Source organism: Haliea sp. E1-2-M8, assembly GCF_030649675.1.
Taxonomy (GTDB): domain Bacteria; phylum Pseudomonadota; class Gammaproteobacteria; order Pseudomonadales; family Halieaceae; genus Haliea.
The window spans coordinates 1-2,397 of the sequence record NZ_JAUTDR010000063.1 but is presented as its reverse complement, the minus strand read 5'-3'; the positions used below and the strand labels follow the sequence as shown (position 1 = coordinate 2,397).

Genomic DNA, 2,397 nt, shown 5'->3' with positions numbered 1-2,397 from the left:
TCGGCTGTAAAGCCACGTCAACACTGGGTTTCAGCATGATCGTAATCAAATTAACCGGACACTAGTGAGTTAAACTATATACCAGTTAGTTGGAATGCCAAGGGGATTTAAATGCGTGAAATGACTTTTCCTGAAATGATTGTCATTGATTGGGAGCGCGAGCGCCCTGACCTCAAAGATTCCGGTATTCATGTGACATTCCGGCTGTATGCACTGGTCATGGAGATAGGCTACCAGTTCGCTGAGATCGCTTCTCAAGAGGGTGTGCAGCTGGAAGACATGCTTCAACTCTTTGCGCTGAGGCGCCGCGGCGATCCTTACTGTCTCAGACCGACGGAAGTCCGTAGTATGCTGAGCCTCACGTCAGGCGCGGCTACATACCGCATAGAACGGTTGGTCAAACAGGGTTTATGTGAACGCAAACCTGACCCTTCGGATCGCAGAAGCTATGTGCTGCGTGTCGTGCCCAAGGGCATGAACGTCATCGACCGCACAGTGGAAGCGGTCGCAGTGGCAAGCAGTAAAGTCTTGACGGCGAGCGGGCTTACCGCGACACAGCTGGCCACTTTCCTTGAATATCTCACGTGTATTGAAGCAGGATGGGAGACGATCATCCCCGCATCTGAGAATCCACTCGCAAGGCGAGGGGGCGTGACCTCTGGATCAAAAAAATAGTCGTTCAAATAAACGGAGCGGCGATTTTCAACCCAGTTGTGTGTGCCACAGCAATGCGAGCGGTCCAACGATAGTTGATCGCTCATAGCATGAAAAGCTGTTGAAGTGATGGAGGAACCGACCCTCCGGAGTCTGCCTGCAGGGGCCGGCTCCAAACCGCCCCGAGCGGCATTGGCTGAAGACCGTTGTCGTGAGCATCGAGGGAAAAGGCGCATCCATGTGGTGTGTCAGGTAAGAATCGAGAAGGCGAGTACAAGCGAACCATCATTAAGGTGTCGAAATTGATAACTGACATCAGAACCGGGGGCCACAACTATCCCCGGGATAAGTCCATCGGAAACCTGTTTACTGGATGGGCGGTGTCCGGCATAGAGATGGCGCGAGCTCGATTCAGGCGCTTCAACGGAACTATGGGAACTCAATACCGTGATGTTAAGGGAGGGCATCAAGTGAAGAAAAGCGAGATGCAGAGTACCAATGCACGGATTGAGGACGGATCGGCCTGTAGTAGCTTTGATGTATCTGTAATGGATGCGGAGCAAAGGGGTCGAATTGCTTCAGCTGATCCACAGGTCAACTTCTTGGGAAGGATGAGCCCGTGACATCAGCAAAACCGTTTGTGATTCCAAAGCGACTGATATGGGAAGCCTATCAACGAGTCAAAGCGAATCGAGGTGCAGCGGGCGTTGATGGTCAATCGATCTCGGATTTTGATCGGGATCTGAGCAGGAACCTCTACCGGATCTGGAATCGGATGTCGTCAGGAAGCTACTTCCCGCCGGCGGTGAAAGCCGTACCGATTCCAAAAAAAGTCAGGTGGGGAGCGAATACTCGGTGTGCCAACGGTCGGTGACAGAATTGCACAGACCGTTGTCACGATGACTCTTGAACCGATCCTGGAGCCGGTCTTTCATGAAAACTCCTATGGATACCGACGCGGGAAATCGGCGCACGATGCGCTCGCGGTAACGCGCAAGCGATGCTGGGAGCGTGATTGGGTTCTTGAGTACGATATTCGCAGCCTGTTCGACAACATTGATCACAACTTGCTTCTGAAAGCCCTTCGTCATCACTGTCAGGATCGATGGGTGTTGCTACATGTGGAGCGTTGGCTGACAGCACCAATGCAGAGTCGAAATGGGGTACAAGAGTCACGGAGTGTCGGCACACCGCAAGGTGGCCCACTATCTCCGGTTCTTGCAAACCTGTTCTTACACTATGCCCTGGACCATTGGCTGACGGTGAACCACAAGGACACTCCTTTCTGTCGATACGCTGACGACGGCATCTTGCATTGTCGCAGTGAAGTTGAGGCGCACTATTTGTGTGAGCAACTTGCGAAGCGCCTTCGCGACTGTGGCCTGGAGATGCACCCGACGAAAACCCGGGTGGTTTACTGCAAGGATAGCAGGCGAACTGAAACTCATGAGCAGATCCAATTCGACTTTCTCGGCTATACATTTCGTCCGAGACGCACGGTCAATCGAAGCGGCAAGGCACTACTGGGATTCACCCCAGCAGTAAGCCGACAAGCGATGACAGCCATGCGCCAGTCGATACGACGATGGCATCTGACCCTACGAAGTGAGCTATCTCTGGACCAACTGGCCCAGGTGTTGGCCCCACGCGTATGGGGGTGGATTAATTACTAGGGTCTTCACCAAATCGTGTGGGTAGATTAGCCTTGTCATCATGAAAGATACACAGCTTTACAGTCAGATT

2 protein-coding genes are annotated in these 2,397 nt (G+C 52.7%); both read left to right on the top strand.

Translation table 11 applies throughout. The features are described 5' to 3' along the window. The first annotated feature begins 111 nt into the window (after positions 1-111). A complete protein-coding gene (locus Q6D67_RS21480; protein ID WP_304707880.1) occupies positions 112-675 on the top strand; it encodes a MarR family winged helix-turn-helix transcriptional regulator in 564 nt (187 codons plus the stop codon). An 836-nt stretch (positions 676-1,511) separates the two neighbouring features. Continuing rightward, positions 1,512-2,327: a reverse transcriptase domain-containing protein gene (locus Q6D67_RS21475; RefSeq protein WP_304707878.1), complete on the top strand. Its 816-nt coding sequence runs from the start codon at positions 1,512-1,514 to the stop codon at positions 2,325-2,327. The last annotated feature ends 70 nt before the right edge of the window (positions 2,328-2,397 follow it).

What these genes read in the sequence shown, in the direction of transcription:
- Q6D67_RS21480 (WP_304707880.1), top strand. Translation starts at nt 112, where the DNA reads ATGCGTGAAATGACTTTTCCTGAAATGATTGTCATTGATTGGGAGCGC.